The organism is Maribacter sp. UBA3344 (genome assembly GCF_002362375.1).
GTDB lineage: Bacteria > Bacteroidota > Bacteroidia > Flavobacteriales > Flavobacteriaceae > Maribacter > Maribacter dokdonensis.
In genome coordinates, this window is the sequence record NZ_DERI01000011.1 from 1 (window position 1) to 22,987 (window position 22,987).

The window sequence follows — 22,987 nt, forward strand, 5'->3', positions numbered from 1 at the left end:
TTAAGCCGTATATAATTTATTGCTAGTTCTAGTCTACTTACGAAAATCCTCTCGGATTTTCTATTCGGTTTTTATTTGCTAAATGACGTGTAAACCACGCAACAAACCATATACAAACCGTTTTAATTTTATATAAAATGAAAAGAATTAAGTGCAATTTTCACTAATGTTTTTTTAAGCCAAACTTTTACAAATCATTTCATTAAAAATTGAAGCAGTCTAAAAAATACGAAGCTCCATTTACGGAAGATGACTTGAAAATTATTCGCTCTAAAAGCAAAAAATCTAATGTGGCATGGTTTATTGTTAACATAGTTTTAGGTGTTATTGCTATAGGGTTATTAAAACAGCCAGGCTTTGGATTTATTGAATTTTTAGCTTGTTTCTTTTTTGCTGTTTCATTTATTCCATACTTCCGTTTCTTTTATAAAAGTCCAACTGAGAAAGATTTAGATGAGAAAATTAAAGTTTCTACCGAGCTAAAAGTAAAATACAAAAGAAGAGATTCGGATAACTTCCATCATTATGAAATAGAATTTGAACAGAACCCGGATTTTGATAAATATAGTCTGTTGAAAAAAGATTTTAAAAGAGTAAATGTGGGTGATGTAATTTATAGAGAGTTCTCAAAATATGGTCGTTGGATTTTAAAAATGGAATGTAATGATGAAGACATTGAAAATCCATTTTATGTTAAGTAAAATCGTTCTTCATGACAGAGCACTTTCAATTGGAATTGATGAGTGCAAAAAAAAACTATTAGTCAGGAATGCTAGTTAGTAGCTATTTCCAAAGTTCACTCATATAAGAAAGGGTATTAAAAAATAAACTAATCAACTTTATTACAAAGCTGATTTAATTAACTTTAAACTTTACAGAATTATAAAAGATAATAGTAACATGAATTGCATAAGAGAATGAAAGTTACTGCAGAGAAAAATGAAAAGGTTGCAAATATGATTTTTGCATCTATTTACCCTCTTTATTTGGCTAGATTAGAAAAGAACGGACGAACAAAAGAAGAACTTGATCAAGTAATAGGATGGCTTACCGGTTTTGATAACAAAATGGTTCAGACGTTTATTGATGAAAAAGTGACTTTTGAAGTGTTTTTTCAAAAAGCTAAAATTCACCCTAATGCACATTTGATCAAAGGTGTGGTATGTGGTTATCGCATTGAGGAAATAGAGGATGAGTTTGAAGTCTACAAACTATGCAGGCAAATGGAAAAGCTAATTGATGAGTTGGCAAAAGGGCGTAAAATGGAAAAAATTTTACGTGTTGCATAATTAATTGTAAGGAAGATTTTCACTTATTTATTAGCCTACATATTTTAAAATGTCAAAACACAATTTTAAAAGTTTAGAATATTTACTTCATGGAAATGAACGTCATAGATTGGCGTTTGAAGAAATGAATAGGCTTCAGATTTTTAAGACCTTACAACCATTTGACCCGGTGTTAACGGGTACTTTACCCATAGGTATTGATATACCTAGTAGTGATCTAGATATTATTTGCGAGTGTGTTGATCATAATGCTTTTGCAGAGGTATTGGCCCATGAATTTGGGTCATTGCACAATTTTAAAATTTCTACAGCCTACGCCAATAACCTAAAGGCGACTATATGTGAATTTGAATTTGGGTCATTTGTTTTTGAAATCTTTGGGCAAAACCTGCCTACTGAAGAGCAGAATGCTTATAGACATATGATCAAAGAGCATACGATTTTACTGGAAAAAGGGGAAGAATTTAGGAAACAGATCATCGCGCTTAAACTACGGGGCATTAAAACCGAGCCTGCTTTTGCAGATTTACTAGGCTTAGAAGGAGACCCTTATAAGGCAATTTTAGACTATTGAAAGATATAGTATCCCATTGTTTTCTTCAGCGGAACTATTAGTATTTCGCGGTTAAAAAATCTTTTTATTTTTTTGTACTGAAGACCTTATGTTGGTATTAAAATAAGCTATATTCATTGATTGAAATTTTAATGGTCGGTAATACCCCCTTTTAAACTGATGCTAAAAATGACAACCTTATTCTCAAAAGAGACCATGATGAAGTTGAAAGCCCTAATCGCTTCCGCAAAAACATATGTTGTACTATTAATTTTGGCTATAGGGCTTCTATTGTATACGGTGAGCGTAGGTTACAAGCAGGTAAATAGACTTCATGAAACCGGAGATATGGTTGCACATACATTGGAGGTGCAGCGTACTATTGTAGAACTTTCGGCTAAATTTCAAGAGCTGGAATCTTTACAACTAAAGGTTCTTTTAAAAGAGGATAGTAGCAACTTAAGTGGTATTGTAGTTTCAGAAATGGAGCAGACTTTAGAGAGGTTAAAGCAGCTAACTTCAGATAACCAGGCCCAACAAGAGCGTGTAAAGGTCTTGGAGCAATTGTGCGATAAAATTCGTAGTGAGGTAAATACGGTAGAGTCTACAGATAGTATTGCAGTCATTGATAGTATAGAAGCTAAGGATAGTGTGGAGATCAACTTGGCAAGCAAAAGGTATCAGCGTATTGGTAGAATCTCTAAAATTGTAGAGGAATCTCAGATTCTTAAAGAGAGAATGCTATCCGAAGAGAATTATTTAATGGTGGCCCGTAAAGAGGAATACACTTCTCAATCATTTTTGACACCTATGTCATCATTATTGGTAGCTATTACCGCTTTAGGTATTTTTCTAATTGGCTTTATTAGTATTTACAAGCAAAAAGGAGAGATTCAAGAGGTTAACAATCAGGTTTTTAATCAGAATAAAAAATTACAGGAAACTGAAGAGTTTTTAAAAGGGGTATATAAAAGTTCTAACAATGTTATTAGTCATTTTGAGCCTATAATGGATGGTGAAAAGAACATTGTAGATTTTCAGTTTAAATATACCTCAGACGCTATTGAAAAAGTAACAGGCACGGAACAAGAAGATATTATAGGTAGCTCGCTTTTAGACAAGTACCCTATGGTAAGCGAGAATGGACTTTTTTCATTAATGAAAGATTGTTACCTGAATGGAGATACACAAGAACATGAAAGTGTTTACACGTTCGAGAACCAAACGAAATACATTCATAATACCGTTGTAAAATCTGCCAATGGTATCACCAACACCGCATGGGATACTACCAAGGTCAAAGAAGCTGAAAAGGTTCTACAAAAATTAAATGAGGACCTTAGCCTGCAGAATACCATTTTTAAAGAAGCGGAAAATGTAGCAGGTGTGGGTAGTTTTATCTGGTACCTGGATGACGGTAGTGCTACGGTTTCAGATAATTTCTACAGAATACTTGGGGTTAAGCCCAATAGTTTTGAAGTAACTTTTGATGCCTATAAGGAGTATGTACATGCAGATGATATTTCCATATTTGAATCTCTAGGGACCAATACTGAAGATAGCGGTAAATCAACGGTTTTCACTTATAGGGTTTTCACTAAAAATAAGGGAATTAGATATCTGGATCTAAAAGGGAGAAATTTGGAAATTGACAATAGACCGGTTTCCGTGGGTATTGTACAAGACATCACAAGTAGAATTGAAAAAGATAGGGAACTTATTGAGAGCTATGAAAAGCTCAAACAAAGTAATGAAGAATTGGAGTCTTTTAATAGGGTAGCCAGCCACGATCTACAAGAGCCATTAAGGAAAATACAGATGTTTATTTCTCGCATAGAGGATGATGAAGAAGGTAAGACACCCAATGCAGGTTCAGCTTATTTCAATAAAATTAAGGCAGCTACATTTAGAATGAGAGAGCTCATTCAAAACCTATTATCGTATTCACGGATAGATAAGATCAATTCTAAATTTGAGCAAATAGAATTAAACGATACAATTGAAAAAGTTGAAGACGAGCTTTCGCAATTGATAAAAGATACAAAAACAGAAATCTCCTATTCCGGCTTACCGCTGTTATATGGTATTCCTTTCAAAATTGAACAATTATTTACCAATTTGATCAGTAACTCCATCAAGTATAGAAATAAAGATATTGCGCCCCAAGTACATATTGTATCGGAGAAATTAAGAAGTGATACCATTGCCGAAAACTTTGTAAAGAACGCCGAGTATTATTATAAAATTTCCCTGCGAGATAATGGTATCGGTTTTGATCCTGAATTTGCTAGTAATATTTTTGAGGTTTTTCAAAGACTACATTCTAAGAACGAATATTCGGGTACGGGTATAGGTTTGTCTATCTGTAAAAAAATAGTTGAAAAACACAATGGTTATATTCATGCCGTGAGTAAAAAAGGGGAAGGTGCTACTTTTATTATTTACTTACCCGTACAATAATGCATGGTAGATTGCTCCCCTGAAACTCGGTTGGTCATATCGTTTTGAATGCGTTATTTTAGAAGCCGATAAAGACATTGAACAATTATGAATTTAAATCAGGTAACCGTTCCTTCCTTAAATGTTGAAAATGCTATTCGTTTTTATGAAAAACTAGGATTAAAATTAATAGTAAAATCGCTTCCCAATTATGCAAGGTTTGAGTGTCCGGATGGTAATGCCACTTTTTCCATTCACCTAACAGAAACATTGCCACAGGGAGATGGAGTCTATGTTTATTTTGAATGTGAAGATCTAGATGCTCATGTAGCTTCACTTAAAGAGAACGGTATTCAATTTGAAAAAGAACCTACCGATGAGAGGTGGTTATGGAAAGAGGCAAGATTAAAAGACCCGGATGGCAACCAGCTTATTTTGTTCTTTGGTGGTGAAAACAGGCTAAATCCGCCATGGAGAGTTAATTAAAGCATTGAATTCAGCAAATAGGAACTGCCTTTGAATTTATAAAACCATATAAAATTGGATAATTATAACAATGTGTTGTATATATCAAAAGGAGTCCTTAATGTTTCATTATGTAGTTGTTAGATAATTCAAGTTGTTTTTAGTAAGTTGACATTGATAGTGCTGTAATTGTAATAATTGAACAATACTATTCATTTGATGTCTACGTTAATCATTCAAATGTTATAACAAATAGTATTTTAGAACTTAATTCATCTATTTAATTCTAAACTAAATCATTTAGATCAAGGAATAGTAAAATTGAAAAAACCCTATGAATTTTAAAAACGCCGAGGAAGAAAGGTTAGCCGTAGCGGATAATTATAAAAATTGGAAAAGATGGGGTCCTTATTTAGCTGAACGGCAATGGGGTACTGTTAGGGAAGATTATAGTCCGCAAGGGCATGCGTGGAGTTTTGTTGGTCACGATAAAGCCAGAAGTAATGCGTATAGGTGGGGAGAAGAAGGTATTGGAGGTTTCTGTGATTCTAGAGAAATATTATGCTTGGCACCTGCATTCTGGAACGGTAAAGATACCATTTTAAAAGAACGCCTTTTCGGGTTGACCAATGACGAAGGTAACCATGGTGAAGATGTTAAGGAGCTTTATTTTCATCAAGTTTCTACACCCACGCACTCATATGCCAAATACCTTTATAAGTATCCACATAAAAAGTTTCCGTATGCAGAGCTGGTTAGAAAGAACAGAAATAGAAATAGGGAACAACCAGAATTTGAAATATTAGACACCAAGGCATTTGCCAATAATACATATTTTGACTGTTTTATAGAATACGCTAAAGAAGATGTTGGTGATATTTTAATGAAGGTTACCGTTATTAATAGAGGACCAAGAGCTGCAAATATCCATGTACTTCCGCATTTGTGGTTTCGTAATTTTTGGAAGCACAACCGTAGGTTTGAGCGCCCTGAAATGAAGGCTATTTCAGATAATTCCGTTCAATCGCGTAGCACTAGAAATGGGCGCTATTATTTTTATCATGAAAAGGGAGAGCAGCTATTTTGTGAGAATGAGACCAATAACGAGCGTATTTATAATGTACCTAATGAGGTAAAATATGTAAAAGACGGTATTAATAATCATGTAGTAGATGGTATGCCAACCGTAAACCCAGATAAAAAAGGATCAAAATTTGCCGTTTGGCACAAACTTCGATTAAAATCTGGAGAAGAAAAAACTATTAAAGTACGCCTAAGCAAGAAAAAGCTTGATGACCCTTGGAGTAGTTTTGATGCTATCTTTGATAAAAGAATTAAAGAATGTGAAGATTTCTATGGTGATATCTTAAAGAAAGAACTTCCGGCCGGGCAACAAGAAATAGCCAGAAAAGCTTTTTCGGGTTTATTATGGACCAAGCAATTTTATTACTATGATGTATATAAATGGCTTTTTGGTGGTCCGGGAGAACCAAAACCTTATAGAACGGATTCTCGTAACTCTCGCTGGGAACATTTGACAAATAGGCATGTTATTTCAATGCCAGATAAGTGGGAGTATCCTTGGTATGCCGCTTGGGACCTAGCTTTTCATATGGCATCATTTGTAGAAATAGACCCTTATTTTGCCAAAGAACAACTGCTTTTGGTGCTGAAAGAAAGTTACATGCATCCCAACGGACAAATTCCCGCTTACGAATGGAATTTCAGTGATGTAAATCCGCCAGTGCATTCTTGGGCCGTTTGGACGGTTTATGAAAAGGATAAAAAACGCAATGGCAAAGGGGATGTGAACTTTCTAGAGAAAGCATATCAAAAGTTACTGGTCAATTTTACGTGGTGGGTCAACCAAAAAGATAAAAGCGGAACCAACCTTTTTGAAGGCGGTTTCTTAGGGCTGGATAATATTGGTGTATTTGATCGCAACCACATGCCAGAAGGTATTACACGTATGCAACAGGCAGATGCAACCAGCTGGATGGCCATGTTTACTTTAAACATGTTGCGTATGTCGTTAGAACTTGCAGCGGTGAACCCTAATTATGAGGATAGTGTTGCCAAGTTTTTTAGACACTTTTTAAATATTGCCTGGGCAATGCACCATATAGGTCAAAAAGATATTTCACTTTGGGATGACGAAGATAATTTTTACTATGATGTGGTAGAAATGGCCAATGGTAAAACAGACCGTTTAAAAGTGAGATCTTTAGTTGGTATTATTCCAATGTTCGCGGTAGAGATTATTCACAAGGATTTGTTCGATGAGCTTAAACATTTTAAAGTGAGGGCTGCGGAAATTGTTAGGACCAGACCTGATCTAGCTTCTTTAATTTCCAATATTGAAGAGTTCAACTCAGACGGTAATTATCTGTTCTCCATTATGCGTGGGTTTAGATTGGAGAAATTATTGTTCCGTTTATTGGATGAGAATGAATTCTTATCTGATTATGGTATACGCTCACTTTCTAAATATCATGAAGAACATCCCTATGTTTTCCAACACAACGGACATCATCAAATTTCGTACGAATCTGGGGAAAGTCGTTCTAATATGTTCGGTGGTAATTCTAATTGGCGCGGACCAATTTGGTTGCCTTTGAATTATATGATCGTTCAATCTTTACGTAAGTATTATTCGTATTACGGAGATCAATATGTATATGAATTTCCAACGGGATCAGGTGTAAAACTGAACTTGAACGAAATTGCCAATGAGATTTCTAAAAGGCTTATTAAGTTATTTGAGCCCAATGAGAACGGTAAATTTGTCTACCACTCAGAAGATGAGCAGCAATTATTTACGAAAAATGAGCAATTTAAAAATGAACATTTCTTCTATGAGTTTTTTGATGGCGACTCAGGTAAAGGTCTTGGAGCTTCTCACCAAACAGGTTGGACAGCATTAATTGCAAACCTAATTATGGAACTGGAGCAGAATACATAGGTTTATTTATTTAAAATATTGTATATTAGAGTATTGGCTATGTGTTTTGCATAGCCTTTTTAATTATTCAACATTTTACTGATGAAAACCGATACTATACATATATCGAAAATAGTCAAAAATGTTTCCCACACTTCAAATGTTTCTGACTATACTGTTTGCTGGATCAAAGATGAAATAAAAGGGATAGAAATAGATGGTGTCCTTTATGCCAATATTTCCAACTCCATTTTCTTCTTGGACAAAAAAGTACATTGGAAATTGCATATTAAAGACGGAGCTTCCAATACGGGGTACTTGTTGCAATTGTCGCAAGAAGTATTAAGTCACCCTTTACTAAGTAAGTTACATATCAATAAGGTAAGGCTATTTAATACGGGTTCGGTGCCATTATTTAAATTAAGCCCCGGTATTGAAAAACGTACCCAAGCCATTTTAGAGATGATCGATGAACTCTTGGGTTCTCATTTGAACAATAAAGAAGATGCCCTCATTTCTTTGTTGAATACCTTTTTTGTATACTGTGATGGTCAATGCAACATTAAATCCATCATTGAAAAAAATCATACCAAGTCAAACATTGTATACTCCTATAAACAATTGATAGATCAAAATATAGAAGTCTCTCATGAGGTGGGTTATTATGCCTCACGCTTAAATATTTCTACAAAGTATTTGAACTAATGCGTTCAAGAAGTGCTTAATGTAAGTTCTAAGAGCATTATAACTGAGCAATTATTGATTCGTTCCAGACATGCGTTAAAATTCTCGAACAAGACTATAAAGGAAATTAGTTACGAGTTAGGTTTTTCTACACCAGATTATTTTAGTTATTTCTTTAAAATACAGACAGGCAGTAAGCCTTCGGTATTAAGAAAGTCCGTTGGTTCTTAATTTCAAGGTTTATACCGTGATTTTCACATTTTAGGCACAGTGGTTTATGCCTAATTTGGCATAAAAATAGAATCATGGATAGACAAAGTTTTATTAAAAAATCAGGCGCAGGTATTAGTTATGCTTTATTCTCAGGATTCATTTTCTGTAAAAGTCAAGATGATGAAGTAGGTACTTTAAATTATAATGACCCAAAGGTTATACGAGATGCCGATGGAGAGGTGCTCAATGTGATAGGAGATATACAGACCCATAAACTTTTGGGCAGCGAAACCAATGATCAAATCTTTGAGTGGGTAGATAACGTTGAACCCGGTGTAGGTATTCCGCCTCATGTACATACAAAGGAAGATGAAATTTTTAGGGTTGTTAAAGGCGAAGTAGAAATCGCGATTGATGGAGAGAGTACGGTCTTAAAAGCGGGTGATATTGCATTTGCGCCAAAAGGAGTACCGCATACATGGAAAGTAGTGGGTAGCCAAAAGGCAAAAATGATTACCTCGGCGTTGCCTGCGGGAATAGAGATAATGTTTCAAGAATTATCAGAACTACCTGCCGGACCACCGGATTTTGAGAAAGTTGCGGAAATTTGTGCTAAACAAGGTATTACCTTTGTGTAATGGCATTATTTGTCCGAATTCATGGCCTCATGGGCTATGTGTGCAAAACTCTTAATTTTAGGGTCCGGGTCATCAAGATATTGGGCAACTATATGTAGATATCTTGGTTCTTTTTGTTGTGCGATAAGATACAATACGGCAAGTTTGATCTTAAGGTCATTGCCCTGTAAAAGAAGTTTAAAACATTCTAATTCCGTTGGTATTTTATGTTTGATCTTTTGAAGCTCCTCTTCAGAAGAAATATCCAGGGCAGATTCCTCAATGATGGGTAGCAATCTACGTTTTAGCTCACCGGTTAAAAGATTGTCCAAAAACTCTATGGCATTATGTTGCGCTTCTTGTTTCTGACTCAATAAACCTTCATAGGCAATAGCTACATCTTTTTGTTGATAACGTAATCCCAAAAGTTTAAAAATCCGTTCTAATCCAGAATCCAGTCTGCGTTCCAATAGCTCTAAAAGACTGGTGCGCGCATCTCTTTCTGCATCACCAATTTCCTTTTTGGATTTATTTCTATTTCGATATGAAATAATGATTTGCGTGTGCATGGCGGATAAGGTTTGGTGATGCAGTTTGCATTCGTCAAAAATGACCGATACCACCTTGTACTTATTAAATTTTAATTGCGGGTGCGTTGCCCGTATAGCACTTAATGCCCTCACTACTTCTAAACGAACCGTAAGGTCTTCATGGTTTAAAATACCCAATAATTGATGTACGGCCTCCTTGGAATAAAAAGCTTGCATTGCGGCCGGTATAAATCGTAATACCGATAAAGGTTGCCGGCGCTCTGCAACGTGGTTCTTCAGTATAGGCAAAATTTGCTGACCATATACATTAAAGGCTTCCAGTACTGTTGGTCTAAATGCCTTTTCTGCCAAAAAGGGAATAATGTGCTGTACCATTTCTAGATCGGTTGCCGTACCTATAGCCTTTATGGTGGTTTTTACGATTTCTTCATTTTCATGTTGTAAAAATGCAACCAACCTGTTGTGGAAAATGGGCAAGTTGGCTACTCCCAATATTTCAATTACAGATGCAACGTATGGCAGGTCTTTTTGGTCAGATGCTATGGTTTTCAGTGCTAAAGAAATACGGTCCAATAGTGAGTAGCGCTGTTTTAAAGAATAGTTGTTTTTTGCCGCTCTAGCCAAGCAATATAGAGCAGCGGTCGCAATACGCTCGTTTGAGTGTTCTAGATACGCATCAAATATGAAAGATTTGTCTTTATGGGCAAAACTTAGAATATAGGCCAAAGTGGCAATAGTCAATTCACGGTCATCAATTTTTAATAATTCTGAAACCTCTGCCGTCATACTTTTAGAATTTAAAAAGTATAGATTCTGTATAGCCGATAACTTCACTTTATTACTTGGGTGCTCTAACAGCAACTCTACATCATCTGCGAATCTCTTGTCATTGATTTCCATCAATTTATCCAACATAAATAGAATTTGCTCTTCTGTACCTTTCTTAAAAACGGTGCGCATGCCTGCAACTACAGATACTTTGGTGTCCGTGACCTTCTTGGTTTTCTTATAAGAGTCGGTCAGTACTTCTAAATTGTTTCTAAACGTTTTGTAATATTCAATACGTACTTTATAAATAAAATAGAGCCAAAGACATACCAAAGCAATTATAAGAATGCCTATGTAAAAAGAGGGTAGGTCCAGCCCACGTACAACGAATATTAAAAGGCATCCGGCAATTCCTGTAGCCAAACTATCCACCACCACATCAATAAATGATTTGGTCTTGTTTTTTAGCTCAAAAGGTAAGGGCAAGGTCAACAGTTCAGAGGCACTTTTGTGTATGGATTGTTTTAATATGCCATCCATCGCTTTAATGACTACAACAGCAGAAAGTTCAGGAAGCATTAAAAACAAAATACTACCACCAAATATACCAATGGGCAATAATAAAAGTGAAAACCCTACACCCCAAATGCCCACAATTCTATGGGTGAAAAATAGCTGAATTATCAGCGAAAGTAGATTGAACGTAGAAAACCAAAAAGCAAAAAATGCGGTAAGCTCATCGGCATCCGTAAAAGACGACGATGCAAAATCACTGAACAAATAATCTACCAATTTAGCGACTACGACACTCACGGCTACAATGCTGGCAATATAGGTGAGATGTTTGGATTTTAATATAAGTTTTAAAGGCGGTTCACTAAGGTTGGTCGCAGATTTATGTTTTTTTACACTACCATTTTTTTTAACGCGGATGTTCCAAATATTTCGCAGAAGGGGAATGCAAAAAAATAAAAGCAGGGCGGCTACGAACATTAAGTTTTCATTGCCGATTATAGGGGCTAGAATAGAAGTTAAGTATCCACCAAAAATTCCACCAATAATAGCTCCCGATCCTATAAAGCCAAACAGTCTTTTAGCCTCACGAATATTGAACACCAAATTTGCCAGTACCCAAAACTGAGAGGCGGATAAAACGGCATAAATGGCTACCCAGATGTAGAAGAAATACAGCAGAACGCCACTTACTACCTCAAATGACAATAGAATTCCTAAACCGATCATGATAATAATGGAACTGATCAGGGTAATCTCAATTACTTTTTTAAGCGGGTATTTTGATACCGCCTTTGAGTAAAAATAGGAGGTGGCTACCGCCGTAACGGCAACCAATAAAAAAGCAAAAGGCAATTGTTCAACACCTAGTTCAGAAAGAAAAAGAGCGTTTACCGTAGGTTTTATGATCAGTAATACGGCTATGACCAAAAAAATGTAGGCGAGCATCCAAAGAGATACTTTGAACTCGCCTTCACGTACATCGAATATTTTTTTAATCAGTCTTTCTACCATCAAGAAATGGGCATCTGTATTCCAAGACCTAAAGTACTGGCTTTTTTAACACCTTTTCAATTGGTTTTACTAAATCTCTGATTATTTGTTCGCCATTGGCATCATCTATCAACGCAACCAGAATGTATCTTCTATTGCTGTCTTCGCCCCAAACCAATATGGAATCGGAATGATAGGTACGCCAAGAGCCCGATTTTCTGAATAACCTGGCATTGGGAGCGATCTTATCCAGCGTATTTACAAACTTATGGTGCAGTTCTGGATCTTCCATAATATCTAGCATTTGTTTGGATCGCTTTTCATTGACCAACTTACCGTTCGCCAACAGATAGTAATATCTACATACCTGGGTAACAGATGCGGCGTGACTCAGATTTTTTAAGGGCTCTCTGTTGGTTTCTCCACCACTGCCATAACGTTTGCCTACCCAAAGACCACCTCCTTTTTGTTCATCATAAAAGGCATACTTGGGATCGCACATCACCGATTCTAATTTTTCATACCCCACGCGATCGATCATTCTGGTAGATGCGGCATTGTCAGATTTACTGATCATTAAACGCATGTCTTTCTTTACTTCTGCAGTTTCCTTTAGTTCGCCTTTTTCAATAGCATCCATGGCCGCCAATAGAATGGCAATTTTAGGCAGGCTGGCAGCATACATCATATGGTTGCCGTTGACCCTTGCAAATCTCACCTTTTCCGGATTGCTCAGATCAACTAGTCCAACTGCCATTTTCTTTTGCACGATAAGATCGTTCCATTCTTGGTGAGAAGCCAGTTCATCCCTTAAATTGGTTTGCAGAGAACTGTCTAACAATTTTTGCAGGGGTTTGATCTTCGAATTGTCCATACGAAGTGGTAGCTCATTTTGTGCTTGTACTGCGGTACAGCATAGAAGGAAAAAAAGAAAAATAACAGGGGTTGATCTCATTGACGTTCGCTTATTTAAAAATGTAGTCAAAATTAGGTAAAGCACTCATTGGCTATATGTTAATTTTTATGGTTAGTACATTTTTTAAAAACACCGTAAAATCAATATAAAGACATATATCGCATAAAATAGGGTGTTAATTTTTAAAATAATTTCGGAATATATAGTACCTATGCGTCCCTTTTTTTGAGGGCAAATGGGTTAAAAATTTATATCTAATTTCAATAAAATAACTGTATCTTAAAAAATGGAATTTATACAGACTTATGAATCTTAAAGATGGCGTAAAAACGGCTGAGAACAAGGTGTCTACAGAGGCACGAAGGCTTAGCGATATGGTCAAGGATAAACGTAAATCTTTGGTAGATCGCTTAGAGTGCTTTGAAGATATTATAAGTTTGGAAGTAGGCGATACCGGTTTGCACCGTGCCAAGACTTTAGAACGTGAGTTCGATGTTCGTCAGCTTTATTTAAAATACGAAGGTGATAACCCTACCGGAACCCAAAAAGACCGTATTGCTTTTGCACAATTGTATGATGCGCTACGTCGCGAGTTTAGCGTGGTAAGCTTGGCTACCTGCGGTAACTATGGTGTAGCAATGGCGTTGGCATCAGACTTGGCGGGTATAGCTTGTAAGATTTATATACCGGAAAGTTACCATACCGATCGAGTGATAGAAATGGAAAGCCTAGGCGCAGAGATTATTCGTATACCCGGTAGTTATGAAGATGTGGTTACGGAAAGTTCAAGGTTGGCGGCAGAACATGGCTGGTATGACGCAAATCCGGGCGGTGCCAATACGCCGCTGCAGATTTCTGCCTATGCGCAGATCGCACAAGAGATTTTTGAAGATTTGGGCGACGCCCCAAAATACTGTGCGGTACCCGTTTCTAACGGAACGTTGTTTGCAGGTATTTATAGGGGCTTTGTAAATCTTTACAAAAGAGGGAAGACCTCGCGTATTCCTAAAATGATCGCGGCTTCTTCTTCGCATAAGAACCCTATTGTAGAATCCTATTTGCAAGGTTTGGATCATTGTAAGGATCTTAATCCTGCCGCAATAAAAGAAACCAAATACAATGAGCCATTGATCAACTGGCACAGTTTTGATGGGGAAGAGGCATTGTATGCACTTAAGGAATCTGAAGGGCATGCCTTCAACATTAGCGACAAAAAACTAAAGGAGATGACTTCTCTTTTACATAAAAAGGAAGGGTTCCGAATTTTACCTGCATCGACAGCGGGTTTGATCGGACTCTTAGAATTAGACGAAAAAATGAATTTTGAGCCTGACCGATTTGTGGCGGTGCTCACTGCAAAAAATTAAATATAAAAATGAAAAAAGTTATTGACGGTAAGGCACTGGTGTATTGTGAGGGAGCATTTAATACGCCTAACGGTAAAACGGCACATGGGTTGGTTCGCTTTACCGAACGTTATGAGGTAGTTGGTGTGCTAGATGCTAAATATGCCGGTAGAGATGCCGGTGATGTTTTAGATGGCAGACCAAACGGAATACCGGTTTTTAAAGATCTGGAAGCTGCTATTATAGCATTGACGGCCAGCGACAACTTGCCAAGTTATTTGGTAATAGGGCTTGCACCAGATGGTGGTAGGTTGCCACAAGTTGCAAAAGCCACTATAAAAGCTGCGTTGCAACAAGGCTGGAACGTTGACAGTGGTTTGCATGATTTTTTAACGAACGATGCAGCATTGGTAGCATTGGCCAATGAAAAGAATGTAAAGATCAGGGATATCAGAAAAACACCGGATCGCGATCAATTGCACTTTTTTACGGGAGATATCGAAAAAGTAGACTGTTTAAAATTAGCGGTTTTAGGAACGGATTCTGCCCTAGGTAAACGTACTACTGCTTGGATTTTGGTACATGCATTTCGTAATGCCGGTAAAAAGGCGGAAATGATAGGTACCGGACAAACCGGATGGATGCAAGGCGCTAAATATAGTATGGTGATGGATAGTTGTATCAATGATTTTGTATCGGGTGAAATTGAACATGCCGTGGTCAGTGCCTATAAAAATGAAGATCCAGATGTTATTGTCATAGAAGGGCAGGGGAGCTTAATGAATCCTGCTTACCCGGGCGGATTTGAAATTCTGGCTGCAGGTAGACCGGACTATGTTATTCTGCAGCATGCACCAAAACGTTTGGAGTATGATGGGTTTCCGGGATATAAAATGCATTCATTAGAAGAGCAGATCAAAGCCATACAAGTGATTTCGGGTAAAGAAGTAATAGCCATTACCGTAAATCATGAAGGCATGGAGAAAAGTGAAATTCTAGAGGTATGCAAAGCAATTACCCTTGAAACTAAATTACCGGCTTTTGATGTGTTGGAGTACGGTGCAGATGATTTAATAGCCATTTTGATGTCAAAATTGAAATGAGAATAACGAACATTTCTTTTGAGCGCTTAGATTTAAAACTCTATGATCCTTACACGATCGCTTATGAGACTATAGATCGTACCAGTAATTTTATTCTAAAAGTTGAAACCGATGGTAAAATTATAGGTTATGGTTGCGCAGCGCCAGATCCTGTAGTTACCAATGAAACTCCTGATGATGTTGCACATGCCATAGATAGCATTATTATACCCTATTTAAAAGGCAAAGATCCATTTACCTACGCGCTATTGCTTTTAGAACTTAAACAAGTATTGGGCAAACGGTCTTCTGCATTGGCTATGGTAGATTTGGCATTATTTGATATCATGTCTAAAAAAGCCGAGGTGCCTTTGTACAAGTTTTTAGGGGGCTATCGCAATCAAATTGCTACCAGTATTACCATTGGTATTATGGGTGTAGACGAGACCTTGGCTCAAGCTAGTGAATTTGTAAAGCAAGGATTTGGCATTTTAAAGGTTAAAGGCGGTTCTAACCTTGAAGAGGATATTGCTAAAATGCGAATGATCCACGAAAAGTACCCTAATATTGAATTACGGTTTGATGGTAACCAAGGCTATTCTGTAAAAGAATCGGTTGCATTTGTGAAGGCTACTGCCGCAATTGGGGTAGAAATTTTTGAGCAACCCACCAAAGTGGAGGCTGAAGAACGCTTGGGCGAAGTAATGGATCAGGTAAATGTGCCTATTATGGCAGATGAAAGTCTAAAAACATTGACCGATGCATTTAGATTGGCACAAAATGAACGGGTAGATATGGTGAATATCAAGCTCCAGAAAGTAGGTGGTATTTGGGTGGGTATGCATATCAATTCCGTAGCCAAGGCAGCTAAATTGGATGCTATGGTGGGTTGTATAGATGAATGCGGACTGGGTATTGCCGCAGGTTTGCACTTTGCCCTATCTAGACCTAATATTAAGTATGCCGATTTAGATGGTCATTTAGATATAATCGATGATCCCTATCATTCCATTTTTAAATTGGAAAAGGGAATTTTATATCCGACCGAAAAACACGGTCTGGGTTTTACTGAATCTCATTTATAATACGTCATCATGTATATAATTTTACTTGCCATTTTTATCGTTGGGTATCTTTTTATTGCATTGGAGCATACCGTTAAAATTGATAAAGCCGCTACGGCCTTACTTACAGGAACGCTTTGTTGGGTTATTTATATTTTGGGCAGAGATGCCTTTGTTCTGAATATACCGGCGGAAGAATCCGTTCACTTTGTGGTAGAAAGTTTAAGGGAAAATTTAGGGGAAATCTCAGAAATCCTATTCTTTCTTTTAGGAGCAATGACTATTGTTGAGATTATTGATGCGCATGAAGGGTTTTCCGTAATCACAGATAAAATTACGACTACGAACCGGGTTAGGTTATTGTGGATTTTATCTATACTCACATTCTTTTTGTCAGCTGCATTGGATAACCTGACCACCGCAATAGTAATGTCTGCCTTGTTGCGTAAGTTAATTCATGACAAACAAGATCTGTGGATGTTTGCCGGTCTGCTGATAATTGCGGCGAATGCCGGTGGAGCATGGTCTCCTATAGGCGATGTGACCACTATTATGCTTTGGATCGGTGGGCAGGTAACCGCAATGCATATTATCAAGGAAATCTTTTTGCCAAGCTTGGTCTGTTTATTAGTGCCATTGACAATGGTTTCATTTAAATTCAAAGGCAATATTGTTAAGCCTAAAGATGAAAACTGCTCTCACACCCAAAATTTTGAAGTCGGTAATTTTGACAAAAATCTCGTTTTTGCAATTGGAATAGGCGCATTATTGTTTGTACCTGTTTTTAAGACCATAACCCATTTACCTCCATTTATGGGTGTGTTATTGGGATTAAGTGTGGTATGGATAACTACCGAAATATTACACAGGAACAAATCGGTAGAAGAGAAGAAAACTTTAGCCATTTCTAACGTACTAAGAAGAATAGATACCCCAAGTATTTTATTCTTTTTAGGAATTTTGGTGGCAGTAGGAGCTTTGCAATCCGCGGGACATTTAGCAGATATGTCTCGTTTACTTGATGATAATTTTGAGAGTATCTATGCGGTAAACTCTATTATTGGCGTATTATCTTCTATTGTGGATAACGTGCCATTGGTAGCGGGTACCATGGGTATGTATAGTTTAGATACTTACCCACCAGATTCTGATTTTTGGGAATTACTTGCTTTCTGTGCAGGAACAGGCGGTAGTATTTTAATAATTGGATCAGCTGCCGGTGTAGCCATCATGGGAATCTTAAAAATAGATTTTATGTGGTATTTAAAGCATATTTCATTACTTGCCATATTAGGCTACATAGCAGGTGTTTTAACTTTTATGTTGGTGAACTAATGTAACTATTTTTCCAATTGCTCAATAAGGTTGGCAACTAAGGCTGTCCAACCTGTTTGATGCGATGCTCCCAGACCACGACCGTTTTCTCCGTGAAAATATTCATAGAATAATATCAAGTCCTTAAAATGAGGGTCTTGGTAGTATTTTTCGTAGTTCTTGTTGATTGCCCTATTACCTTTTTCATCTTTCTCGAACATGTGGATCAGGCGTTTGCTCAACTCATCGCTCACTTGTTTAAGGTTCAGGAGTTTGTTGCTCCCGGTTGGGTATTCAAAAAGGAAGTCATTACCGTCATACCATTGGTATTCCCGTAGTGCTTGAATGAACAGATAGTTCATCGGCATCCAAATAGGTCCGCGCCAGTTAGAATTTCCACCGAATAAGGGTACGGTAGATTCCGCCGGCTCATAATCAATGGAATATTCTATGCCGTCAATATGAATTTGATAGGCTTTCTCATGTACTTTAGATAATGATCGTATACCATATTCACTTAAAAATTCTTTCTCATCTAGAAGTGCGGTGACCAGTTTTTGCATTCTATCCTTAGGTACCAATGAAAGCAGTAGGTCGCCATCTGCTTCGTATTGCTGTATTACCTCATATTTTAAGTTTTCTGCACGGTATTTTTTAAACCAAAGAACACTGGCCTTAAACTTAGGGAATTTATCCAACACACTTTTTTTAATGGTAAGTACTGCCGCTAGGGACAGCATACCTGCAATGGAGCGCACTTTAATGGTGGTAGATTGCCCATTAGGTAAGGTCAACCTATCATAGAAGAAACCTTCTACATCATCCCAAACATTTGCCTTATCGGTATCCATTTTGTTCAGGGCTTCTGCTATGAATACAAAATGCCCAAAATATTTTGTCGCCATGTCTTCATAGGTATCGTCATGTTCCGCAATACGAAGACTTATTTCTAGCATGTTTAAACTATATAGGGCCATCCAAGCGGTACCGTCAACTTGATCCAAGAATCCACCGCCGGGCACACCATGGCTACGATCAAAGACCCCAATATTATCCAAGCCCAAAAATCCGCCTTGAAAGACATTATTGTCATTTCTGTCTTGACGATTTACCCACCAATTGAAGTTCAAAGAAAGTTTGTTGAACATGCGTTTTAGGAACTTAATATCTGGTACACCTGTTATAGACTTATCGGTGCCGTAAATCTGTAATGTTGCCCATGCCTGTACTGGCGGATTTACATCACTGAAATTCCATTCGTATGCGGGAATTTGACCATTAGGTGCCATATACCATTCTTTGGTGAACAGCAATAATTGATCTTTGGCAAATTCAGGATCTATAGATGCAAAAGAGGTACAGTGAAAGGCAGAGTCCCACGCCGCGTACCACGGATATTCCCAAGCATCGGGCATAGAAAGTACATCGTGGTTTCTCAATGTTTTCCAATTGCTGTTTCTTCCGTTTTTACGCTGCTCTGGTGGTGTGGTGGTCTTGTAATCGCCTTCCAGCCATTTTTCAACCTCGTAGTTGTAGTATTGCTTGGTCCATAGTAAACCGGCAAAGGCTTGTTTTAAAATCGCCTTTCGATCATCGGTTGCTTTAGGAGCTATTTCTTCATAAAATTGGGTACATTCTTCTTGTCGTGCTTTAAAAATGGCATCAAAATCTGAAAAAGGTGTATCCAAAGTATCTTCGGTCAAACGTAGTTGAAAGGTTTTAGATTCACCGCCACCTATAATTTCTTGATATAGCGGTGCAAATTTGGTCCCGGAGCTATTTTTGGTGGCCAATTCAAAATCATTGTTGCAAACGGCATCATTAAATAAATCCTTTTTAAAAGGATGGTCGTTTGTATCGCTATATACTTTTTTTCTGTTCGTTTCATTTTCGGTAAAGAACAACTGTGCCGCTTTTTGAAAATACAGATTGTAGCTGCCCACATAAGGGTGGTCTATGTGCACAAAGGGGTTTGTTTTGGTCCCTTTTTTAGTGATAACAGGCTTTCTGGACATTTCTTTAAATGTCCAGTGATTTCGCATTACCATTTGTGGTAATAGTGTTATGGGCGCTGCTTGGTTGCTTCTGTTGGTAATGGTAATTTTTATGAGGATATCGGTTTCGTCTCCCTTTGCATATTCGGTACTGACATCAAAATAGGTGTTGTCGTCAAAAATACCGGTATCCAAAAGTTCATATTCCAGCTCTTTACGATTTCGTTTTTGGTTCTCGGTTATGAGTTGGTTGTATGGATACGACTTCTGCGAATACTTGTACAAATACTTCATATACGAGTGAGACGGTGTATTCTCTAAATAATAGTACAGTTCTTTTACGTCTTCGCCATGATTACCTTGCGGACCCGTTAACCCAAATAGACGTTCTTTTATAATGGGATCTTTTCCGTTCCATAATCCTATGCTAAAACACATGTTGCAATAGCGGTCACTAATACCTGCAATACCATCTTCTCCCCAACGGAATGCGCGACTTCTGGCATGGTCATGCGGAAAATAGTTCCAGGCATCGCCACCGGCACTATAATCTTCACGTACCGTTCCCCATTGGCGTTCACTTAAATACGGTCCCCATTTTAACCAGTCTTTTTCTTCTTTTTGTTGTTGTGATAAGCGGATTTTTTCAGGGTTTTTCATTGGGGTGCTGTGATAAATAAATTAAACTTCAAAGTGAGATACTTTTTTAGGAAAATCTATTAGTTGTTTTTTATTACGATATTTTACTATCGTATAATTTTAATTGTTGTAAAGTATTAAATCACATGGTAAGTGCCTGATATTTAGTTTTAGTTGTGATGATAGCTACTCCTGGTCACATAACCGTCACATAAAATTAAGCCCAGTATGGACCATACTTGGCATGTTTTTTTGAATTGCTTTCTGGATCCAAATCTTTTATTAATTTTTCTTGAATTGTCATTGCAATAATTCTGGAAGCAATAGAGTAATTTCTTTCTTCAATTCCAAATCTTTCCCTTAAGGTTTGGTTAGTCATGTTTTCTCCAGAAACATATTTTAATGCAGCATGCATGTAACAAGCTCTTGTTTTGTCGTCCTTGTTCATTTGACGTAAAGTTTTATAAGAGTATAATATAATTCTTGTAAAGTTTTCTCCTTCTATAAATTTGGGAGCTGGTAATTGATAATATTCACATTGAAATATAACTTTATCTATGCCACTACCTCTTTCCTCACAAATATTCATACGTCTCATAAAACCTGCAAGTTTTTCATTTCTTGATTGTGGATTGTGGTCTACAAATCTCATTGTGCTAATTATTGGCTTTCCAGGGTTAGAAATTTCTATTCTATCATCAAAAATTTCTATCATTGGACCTGTACCCGTAATTGAAAAGTCTTGATGAATGAGTGCATTTGCTACAAGTTCTCTTACAGCTAATTCTGGAAACATTTTCACCTCCTTTCTAAAAGCTTTTCCAATTTCTTCATTTACTGGTAATTGATCATTAATGTAATTGACAAGACCATTGAATCCTGCAGCATAACCTTTCTGTCCTATTTGTTCCTTTTTTGTGTTAAGCTTGTTTTTGCCTTGATATATTATAACTCTTATGGCTTTTCTCTCCAAAACGTCGAAATCGTCTAGTCTTTTGGCAAAAAGAATAGCTCCTAAATTTGTGATATCAAATTTAGTTCCTTTCGATTCAATTATTTTTTCTTGCTCAAGTTTTTCAAAAATAGCTTTTCGATTATCTGGTAATGGTATTCTCATCAAATCAAAGTATGATGGATAGTCCAATAAAGTAAGAATTTTGTCTGGCACTACTGCGTGGAGGGCAATTCCTTTTTCAAATGCTGAACCTGGTTTTTTATTCCAAATAATCCTTTGTTTTTCAGGATGCTCATCTAATCTTTTTTTATAAGAACCAATACGTATATATGAGATTCCTGAAAATTTTACTGGTGTATTAAATGTAGCTTGAATTTTAAAAAGTATAACACGTAGACCTTCTGCTATAAAATCATGTGTCTCGAAGTGAATTTTTGGATTTAAAAGTCTTGTAAGCCATGGAATAAGATTTTCATTCCCTTTTATTTTTTGATTTAAATTAAAATTTGTACCAACTATTCTATGGTTGTTGTCATTTATTCCAAAAACTAAATAAGCATAATCCTTATTATGTAAGCAGGCAGCATTAGAAAGAGCAGAAATATATTCTCCTAATTCTTGACCATTGTTTTCTTTGAATTCAAGCCATTCTGTTTCTTCAGGTTCAGCACGCAATTCACTTAAAAGGATATTTAAATCGGATTCAGTCACATTGATTGTTTATGTTAATGAGTTGAAAATGAGGGAGTTTAGTTGTTGTGTTTCAGTTTTAGTCACATAAACGTCACATAAGCAAATGTATATAAAATCAATAACTTATTATATTAAATTTAAACCGCCCTTTGCACTACTTCAAAAACCTTATTGGCATCGCACTTGATAGTTTTAGAAGGGAATTTTAATATTAAGGCGTAATCATGGGTGGCCATTAGAATGGTTCTCCCGGATTTATTGATTTCCTGTAAAACCTTCATGACCTCTACACTGGTTTGTGGATCAAGGTTTCCGGTTGGCTCATCGGCAATGATCAGCTCGGGGTCGTTCAATAAAGCACGTGCAATGGCAATACGTTGTTGTTCTCCACCAGAAAGCTCGTGCGGAAATTTAAAGCCCTTGGTTTTCATACCTACTTTTTCTAGTACGTTTGCTACCCTTGCATCCATCTCGGCTTTATCCGTCCATCCGGTCGCTTTCAAAACAAAGAACATGTTCTGGTTAATATTGCGGTCTGGCAATAATTTAAAATCCTGAAAGACAATACCCAGTTTTCTGCGTAAAAATGGAATATCCTTTTCCTTTAGCGTCTTAAGATCGAACTCCACCACATGCCCTTCGCCTTTTTGCAAAGGCAAATCGCCATACAGGGTCTTCATAAAGCTACTTTTACCGCTACCGGTCTTACCAATGAGGTAAACAAATTCACCTTTAGCGATTTTTAAACTAACTTCACTAAGTACCAAGCTCTCCTTTTGAAAGATAGCCGCATCTTTAAGTTCTAAAACAATCTCTTCCATAACGCAAATGTTGATATAAAAGTAATAAGTTCCATTAGATATTAGAGTCCCCATGTTCAAATTCTTTTCTTTTGTATGGGTATTGCACATACTTAGGTACAATTTTTGCCGTTATCACATGTGATAACGGTAATTCT

Annotated in this window: 18 protein-coding genes; 13 read left to right on the plus strand and 5 right to left on the minus strand. The window is 36.9% G+C overall.

Annotated elements, in window-relative coordinates; all coding sequences use genetic code 11:
- Positions 1–209: 209 nt before the first annotated feature.
- The 9 genes from B2Z27_RS07600 to B2Z27_RS07640 all read left to right on the plus strand — a co-directional run bounded on the left by B2Z27_RS07600 (position 210) and on the right by B2Z27_RS07640 (position 9,222).
- Positions 210–701, plus strand: a complete 492-nt coding sequence (locus tag B2Z27_RS07600; protein WP_286813218.1) for a hypothetical protein — start codon at positions 210–212, stop codon at positions 699–701.
- Between the two features lie 216 nt (positions 702–917).
- Complete coding sequence (locus tag B2Z27_RS07605) at positions 918–1,289, plus strand: DUF2200 domain-containing protein (RefSeq protein WP_286813219.1); 372 nt, start codon at positions 918–920, stop codon at positions 1,287–1,289.
- A 49-nt stretch (positions 1,290–1,338) separates the two neighbouring features.
- Positions 1,339–1,863 carry a DUF4269 domain-containing protein gene (locus B2Z27_RS07610; protein ID WP_286813220.1) on the plus strand — a complete coding sequence of 175 codons (525 nt, stop codon included), beginning with the start codon at positions 1,339–1,341 and terminating at the stop codon, positions 1,861–1,863.
- 168 nt (positions 1,864–2,031) lie between these two features.
- Positions 2,032–4,302, plus strand: coding sequence for an ATP-binding protein (locus tag B2Z27_RS07615; protein ID WP_286813221.1), 2,271 nt, complete (start codon positions 2,032–2,034; stop codon positions 4,300–4,302).
- A gap of 87 nt (positions 4,303–4,389) precedes the next feature.
- Positions 4,390–4,767, plus strand: a complete 378-nt coding sequence (locus tag B2Z27_RS07620) for a VOC family protein (protein WP_286813223.1) — start codon at positions 4,390–4,392, stop codon at positions 4,765–4,767.
- A gap of 313 nt (positions 4,768–5,080) precedes the next feature.
- Entirely contained in the window at positions 5,081–7,708 is a 2,628-nt protein-coding gene (locus B2Z27_RS07625; protein ID WP_286813224.1) for an MGH1-like glycoside hydrolase domain-containing protein, read from the plus strand.
- Between the two features lie 81 nt (positions 7,709–7,789).
- On the plus strand, positions 7,790–8,392 hold the full coding sequence (locus B2Z27_RS07630; protein ID WP_286813225.1) for an AraC family transcriptional regulator: 603 nt from the start codon (positions 7,790–7,792) through the stop codon (positions 8,390–8,392).
- A 12-nt stretch (positions 8,393–8,404) separates the two neighbouring features.
- Positions 8,405–8,602 carry a helix-turn-helix domain-containing protein gene (locus B2Z27_RS07635; RefSeq protein ID WP_286813226.1) on the plus strand — a complete coding sequence of 66 codons (198 nt, stop codon included), beginning with the start codon at positions 8,405–8,407 and terminating at the stop codon, positions 8,600–8,602.
- Between the two features lie 74 nt (positions 8,603–8,676).
- Positions 8,677–9,222: a cupin domain-containing protein gene (locus B2Z27_RS07640; RefSeq protein ID WP_286813227.1), complete on the plus strand. Its 546-nt coding sequence runs from the start codon at positions 8,677–8,679 to the stop codon at positions 9,220–9,222.
- Between the two features lie 5 nt (positions 9,223–9,227).
- On the opposite strand, the gene B2Z27_RS07645 is transcribed toward B2Z27_RS07640, so the two are convergent.
- Together B2Z27_RS07645 and B2Z27_RS07650 are read right to left on the minus strand one after the other, a co-directional pair.
- Positions 9,228–12,047, minus strand: a complete 2,820-nt coding sequence (locus tag B2Z27_RS07645; protein WP_286813228.1) for an Npt1/Npt2 family nucleotide transporter — start codon at positions 12,045–12,047, stop codon at positions 9,228–9,230.
- 28 nt (positions 12,048–12,075) lie between these two features.
- Entirely contained in the window at positions 12,076–12,981 is a 906-nt protein-coding gene (locus B2Z27_RS07650; RefSeq protein ID WP_058103685.1) for a serine hydrolase, read from the minus strand.
- A gap of 266 nt (positions 12,982–13,247) precedes the next feature.
- Between B2Z27_RS07650 and B2Z27_RS07655 the strand changes: the two genes are divergently transcribed.
- The 4 genes from B2Z27_RS07655 to nhaD are packed head-to-tail and all read left to right on the plus strand — an operon-like array spanning position 13,248 to position 17,769.
- Positions 13,248–14,309: a pyridoxal-phosphate dependent enzyme gene (locus B2Z27_RS07655; protein ID WP_286813230.1), complete on the plus strand. Its 1,062-nt coding sequence runs from the start codon at positions 13,248–13,250 to the stop codon at positions 14,307–14,309.
- 8 nt (positions 14,310–14,317) lie between these two features.
- Positions 14,318–15,391 (plus strand): DUF1611 domain-containing protein, encoded by a 1,074-nt coding sequence (locus B2Z27_RS07660; RefSeq protein WP_286813231.1) that lies wholly within the window; start codon positions 14,318–14,320, stop codon positions 15,389–15,391.
- Complete coding sequence (locus tag B2Z27_RS07665) at positions 15,388–16,455, plus strand: mandelate racemase/muconate lactonizing enzyme family protein (protein WP_286813232.1); 1,068 nt, start codon at positions 15,388–15,390, stop codon at positions 16,453–16,455. The genes B2Z27_RS07660 and B2Z27_RS07665 overlap by 4 nt, the downstream gene beginning before the upstream one ends.
- A gap of 9 nt (positions 16,456–16,464) precedes the next feature.
- Positions 16,465–17,769, plus strand: a complete 1,305-nt coding sequence (gene nhaD, locus B2Z27_RS07670; RefSeq protein WP_286813233.1) for a sodium:proton antiporter NhaD — start codon at positions 16,465–16,467, stop codon at positions 17,767–17,769.
- Between the two features lie 5 nt (positions 17,770–17,774).
- Here the strand turns inward: nhaD and B2Z27_RS07675 are convergent, their stop codons facing one another.
- The 3 genes from B2Z27_RS07675 to B2Z27_RS07685 all read right to left on the minus strand — a co-directional run bounded on the left by B2Z27_RS07675 (position 17,775) and on the right by B2Z27_RS07685 (position 22,850).
- Entirely contained in the window at positions 17,775–20,402 is a 2,628-nt protein-coding gene (locus B2Z27_RS07675) for an MGH1-like glycoside hydrolase domain-containing protein (protein WP_286813234.1), read from the minus strand.
- Between the two features lie 196 nt (positions 20,403–20,598).
- Positions 20,599–22,047: an ATP-binding protein gene (locus B2Z27_RS07680; RefSeq protein ID WP_286813235.1), complete on the minus strand. Its 1,449-nt coding sequence runs from the start codon at positions 22,045–22,047 to the stop codon at positions 20,599–20,601.
- A 119-nt stretch (positions 22,048–22,166) separates the two neighbouring features.
- A complete protein-coding gene (locus tag B2Z27_RS07685; protein ID WP_058103679.1) occupies positions 22,167–22,850 on the minus strand; it encodes a cell division ATP-binding protein FtsE in 684 nt (227 codons plus the stop codon).
- Between the last annotated feature and the right edge of the window lie 137 nt (positions 22,851–22,987).